5 protein-coding genes and 1 pseudogene are annotated in these 4,444 nt (G+C 72.2%); 1 reads left to right on the top strand and 5 read right to left on the bottom strand.

The genetic code is table 11. The features are described 5' to 3' along the window. From GJ629_RS14515 to GJ629_RS14535, 5 genes and pseudogenes are all read right to left on the bottom strand, one after another. Positions 1-540: pseudogene (locus GJ629_RS14515) on the bottom strand (AAA family ATPase); the annotation flags it as partial. A gap of 77 nt (positions 541-617) precedes the next feature. After that, on the bottom strand, positions 618-1,982 hold the full coding sequence (locus tag GJ629_RS14520) for a hypothetical protein (protein WP_197428642.1): 1,365 nt from the start codon (positions 1,980-1,982) through the stop codon (positions 618-620). Beyond that, the gene (locus tag GJ629_RS14525) at positions 1,983-3,308 is read right to left on the bottom strand and encodes a DUF58 domain-containing protein (protein ID WP_370515924.1); all 1,326 of its coding nucleotides are present in this window, start codon (positions 3,306-3,308) and stop codon (positions 1,983-1,985) included. After that, on the bottom strand, positions 3,305-3,646 hold the full coding sequence (locus GJ629_RS14530; RefSeq protein WP_157513668.1) for a hypothetical protein: 342 nt from the start codon (positions 3,644-3,646) through the stop codon (positions 3,305-3,307). Before GJ629_RS14530 ends, GJ629_RS14525 begins: the two co-directional genes overlap by 4 nt. A gap of 50 nt (positions 3,647-3,696) precedes the next feature. Beyond that, positions 3,697-4,101: a hypothetical protein gene (locus tag GJ629_RS14535; RefSeq protein WP_157513669.1), complete on the bottom strand. Its 405-nt coding sequence runs from the start codon at positions 4,099-4,101 to the stop codon at positions 3,697-3,699. A 23-nt stretch (positions 4,102-4,124) separates the two neighbouring features. Between GJ629_RS14535 and GJ629_RS14540 the strand changes: the two genes are divergently transcribed. Next, on the top strand, positions 4,125-4,444 hold a 320-nt coding region (locus GJ629_RS14540; RefSeq protein ID WP_157513670.1), incomplete at its 3' end, for a hypothetical protein.

A 4,444-nucleotide genomic window follows, 5' to 3' on the forward strand; every position in this document is an offset into this window, starting at 1 on the left:
GCGGTCCAGTAAGTCCATCTCGCCCTCGACGCCGGGGTAACCGAAGGAGGGTCTTCAACGGCAAATCGGTCGGCGCTGGGCCTCCGGCAGTCGGAAGGTCCCCTCCTGTTCGACGGGGTTCTGCGTGGCGATGACGACGAACGGCTCCGGCAGGGGATGCGTCGTCCCGTCGACGCTGACCTGTCGCTCCTCCATCGCCTCCAGGAGCGCGGCCTGTGTCTTCGGCGGCGCGCGGTTTATCTCGTCGGCCAGCACGACGTTCGTGAACACCGGCCCCTCGCTGAACTCGAATGTTCCCTCGTGCTCGTTGTAGATGTTCGACCCCGTCACGTCCGAGGGGAGCAGGTCCGGCGTGAACTGGATGCGCGTAAAGGAGAGGCCGAGCGCCTCGGCCAGCACGCGTGCCGTCACCGTCTTGCCGGTCCCGGGGACGTCCTCAAGCAGGACGTGCCCCCGGGCGAGAATCGCGGCCGTGATGTCCTCCAGAATGCTCCGGTCGATGATCGCCGCCGACTCCACCCGCTCGAATATCTCCGTGATCGTCTCGGCGCGTCCGCGGCCCCACGCTGCTCACTCATATTGCATGACAGGCAACCGACCGTAATCAATCCCCTGTCTCACCCGCGGAGCGGGAGGAGCGCCAGCAGCGCCGCGACGCCGGCCAGCGCCATCCCGAACTCGCTCCCGACAAGTCCCAGCGACGACCGGACGACCAACAGTCCGGTGCCGGCGAGGACGACGGCGACGCCGATGCCGAGGACCGTCACCGCGTGGACCAACTCCAAATCACGGGTCGCCGGAGCGTGTCCGAGTTCGGCCGTCAACCCGGTGCCGAACGTCGAGACGTCCCAGACGACCAGCGCGCCGGCAGTCGACCCCAGCACGAACAGCGGCGGGTAGCCCGCCACGCCGCCGCCGAGAGCGGCGACGGCGAGGCCGCCGCTCGCGAGGACGAGCGACCCGCTCCCCCCGGGGACGAGTCGCGTCCCGCTCAGGAACGAACCGATGCCGACGACCAACAGCAACAGTAGCGGCACCACGAGGAGGAGGGCGACGATGATGGCCACACCGGACGCGGGCGCGCCGGTCGCGAACAGGAGCGTACAGACCAACAGGCCGACACCCGTTCCGGCGAGTTGCCGCCGCGACTGCCCGCTACGGCTGTGAGCGAGTCGCCGCGCCAGCGTCGAGACGGTCGCCACGAGCGCCAGCAACGCGACGGCGGCGAACAGCGGAATCCGGACCGGTGCGGTCCCGAGGAGCGCGACCGGCGGGACCGACGGCGCGAGAAACGGCGCCGCCAGTATCGAGACGAACGCGACGACGGCGCCGACGACGGCCCCTTTTCGCCACTGCGTCACACGCTCGGCGACGGCGTCCCGACGGGGTCGAGCGACCAGTTGGGCGAGCGGAACCGCCCACAGGAACGCGTACGCGGTCGCCCCGAGGACGCTGAGTAGGAACAGGAATATCGCCAGCCCCCCGGTCGGACCGGGCCGTCCGATGTCGAGCAGGACGGTCCCGAGGCCGACGGCGACGACGATGCCGATGCTGCCCACGGCGAGGCCGACGTAACTGGCCCCGAGTTGCTGAGTCGGGGAGTCGTCGCTCGACGCGCCGAGGTCGACCCACGCGAAACCGATGCCGAGCAGCGACAGCGACAGTCCCAGCGAGACCCATCCCGAGGGAGTGACGAGCGAGACGAACAGGAGCCCGACGGTTATCGTCCCGCCGAGAAGCGCCAGCAGCGACCCGGCGAACAGCGCACCGAAGGTGTCCCGCTCCAGCAGCGCCATCCCGGCGACGAAGACGCTGGTGAACGATCCGACGGACACCACCGACATCGGGTCGCCGGCCAGCAGTCCGGCACCGACCGCGACGGCGAAGATAGTGACGCCCGCGACGGCGAGACTGGTCGACTGGGGCCGTCCGTCGTCGCCGACGGCGGACGGGCGGTCCAGCCGCGGGAACACCATCCCCATTCAGGACACCCCCCCTGTCCCGGCGGCCATCCGGTCGGCCGACACCTTCGCGTCGACGGCGAACGCGAGTTCGATGACGACGGCCAGCGGCGTCCCGCGCCGCCAGTCGATGGGCCTGACGCCGGCCCGCTGACAGCGTGTCAGCCGCGTCCGCCGCCTGATGTGTGACTGCTCGCCGCCGATGGTGCTGCGGGTCACCACGTCCGGCGAGAGCACCGTCACCGACCGCCCCGCGCTCGCCCAGTCGGTGGCCGCCTCCTCCGGCAGGTCGTCGATCATCGGCGACAGAAGCGCCAGCTGTGCGGCCCGCGGGGCGAGTTCCAGCAGCCGTCGGCACTGCGCCGCCGGGTCGACGTACCCCTCGGCGGCGGCGGGGTCTGTGTCACAGGCCAACTCGAACAGCGACAGCGCCCGCGCCCGCTGAGTGCTACCGGTCCCCGGCGGCAACCAGTGAAGGCCTGCCGCGTTCGGCCCGTCGAGGCCGACCACCGCGACGCCAACCTCGTGGCCGGTCGCCAGCAGGTCCGTCATCGACTGGGTCGCGGCGTAGGCGCTCAGTTCGACCGCCGTCGGTCGACCCGGGCCGGCGACGACCCGCGAGGGCCGCCGGGCGTCGAGCACCAGGACGACTGTCGCCGTCACCCGTTTGTCGTACTCGACGGTCGTCAACGACCCGCCTTTGGCGTAGTGTCGCCAGTCGATGCGGCCGGCGGGGTCGCCGTGTTCGTACTCGCGGGTCGAGTGGAAAGAGACGCCCTCGCCGGGTTCGGCGGTCTCCAGTTGCCCGACGCGGCCGTCGTCGGCCGCATCGACCGGGGGCGCTTCGGCGTCGAGACGGCCGCTGAACCGTGTGTCGCCCTCGACGGCCGGCCGCGTCGTCTCGGCGGCACCGGCACCCAGTCCGCGCACCGTCAGCCGCGGCGGGTCGAAGACGAAGTCCCCGCGCCGGGCGACCAGCGCGTATCTGACGGTGAGGGACTCGCCCGGTTTCAGGCCCGTCCCGCCCCGCGGTGACCCGCCGCTGACCGCGAGGCCGTCGGGGACGCCGTCAACGACCCGCACGTCGGAGATAGAGGCGTCCCCGTCGTTTTGCACCGTCAGCGTCACCGCGACGGGCCGCCCCGGCGGGGCCGGCGTCGGCGTTATCTCCCGTGTGACGGTCAGCGCCGCCGGGTCCGGGGCGCTCGACAGCGACCCGACCGTGACGTACACCAGCGGTACCGCGGCGGCGACCAGCAGCGACGGCCGACCGGCGAAGACGCCGGCGAACGTGAACGCGATGGCGAGGACGATTGCCCCGCCCACGCGACGCTCCTCGGTTGTCACGACTCCTCACCGTCCTCGACGACGCCCATCTCCTCGTGGACGGCCCGGCCGTCGGTCCACGCCGCCGAGCGGCCGCCGCCGGCGGACTCGAAGGGGTCGACGGCCGCCGTGAGGTCGCCCCCGGCGCTGCGTCTGAGTTGTTCGAGCGTCGGCTTGGCCGTCGGGACGGGCCGCGGGGCCGTCTCCCCGGGAATCGTCGGCAGGGCCTCGTCGGCCGTCTCGCGTATCTCCTCGACCGCCGCCCGCGTGAACGCGGTGACGAACCGCTGGGGGAACAGCCACATCGTGAGCCGTTCCCGGAGCGTCAGCGTGGGAAGCGGGACCGCCGGGTCGAGCACCGCCGCCGCGACCTGTTCGTCGGTCCAGTCGCCCCGTTCGAGGCGGGCGTCTATCTCGTCGTCGGCGTAGCGGCCTCCGCGAGGACCGCCGAGAGCGTCGCCCGTAGCGAGGGCCTGACGACCGCCAGCCCCTCGTCGATGTCACCGGTGTTCTCGGTCCGCTGGATGGCCGTCTCGATGGTCCGAGTGAAGAAGGCCCCCGACATCGGCAGGTCGTCCGGCGTCCGCTCGGGGGCCAGTCCCCGCGGCGCACCGGGCGCGTCCGTCACCGACCGGTCGGCGTTCACGGACGACAGGCGATAGAGCAGCCACACCACCGCCACGAAGGCGACGACGACGAGGATGAGGAGGCCGGGCGAGCCGTCGATTTCGGGACGGGTGAGCGCCGTCTGGACGGCGGCCGCGAGGGCGAGGACGGCGGCCGCGGCAGCCGCGACGAACGTGATCCGTCGCACTACTGGTCACCCCCGTCCCGGCGGTGGCTGTCGAGGCGGTCGTAGGCCCGCCGCGCCCGGTCGCGCAGTCGCTCCGGGAGCGACCGGTCGCCGCTGTACTCCTGTCGGCGGAACGCTCCGTGAGCGCCGCCGCGGCGTCGTCGGGATACCCCTGCTCGGTCGCCGTCCGCTCTACCTCGACGGCTGAGGAGGTGGTCCAGTCACCCGGCCGGACCCAGCGGGCGAACCGCCGCCAGCGCTCGCGGACGGTCGTCGGTTCCGTCTCCGGGTCGGCGACAGTCGGTGACGCCGTCGGCTCCCGGTCCGTCGCCGGTCCGGTCGCGGTGGACGGGGTCGACGGTGT

It is taken from the genome of Halapricum sp. CBA1109, from assembly GCF_009741825.1.
Taxonomy (GTDB): Archaea; Halobacteriota; Halobacteria; order Halobacteriales; family Haloarculaceae; genus Halapricum.

Excerpts from the sequence above, each read along its gene's own strand:
- GJ629_RS14520 (WP_197428642.1), bottom strand. The coding sequence starts at position 1,982 with ATGGGGATGGTGTTCCCGCGGCTGGACCGCCCGTCCGCCGTCGGCGAC.